Here is a 243-nt window from a genome sequence, read left to right on the forward strand (position 1 = left end):
TTTTCAGTAATGTTTGTACAAGTTTTTCCATCTCATCTAACCTATCTTTATAAATAGAAAGCGATCCTCCAAAAGGATATGAAATGTCTTTACCTATACCTTCAGTGAGTCCATATAATGTATTCAATTTCTTATCAACACTCGGATAGTGACCAAGTACACTTTGCTTATGATTTTCTGGCATCGTTACGACAAAATCAGCCCAATCAAGCAAAGCTTCATTTACCTGCTGCGCGGCATGAT

At 36.2% G+C, this 243-nt stretch carries 1 protein-coding gene; it reads right to left on the reverse strand.

Annotation, left to right across the window (positions count from 1 at the left end; genetic code table 11):
- Positions 1 to 243: arsenate reductase/protein-tyrosine-phosphatase family protein (locus tag JDS81_RS30040; RefSeq protein WP_472926273.1), on the reverse strand; the 243-nt coding region annotated here is incomplete at both ends.

The organism is Bacillus cereus group sp. N31, from assembly GCF_016483245.1.
Lineage (GTDB): Bacteria > Bacillota > Bacilli > Bacillales > Bacillaceae_G > Bacillus_A > Bacillus_A toyonensis.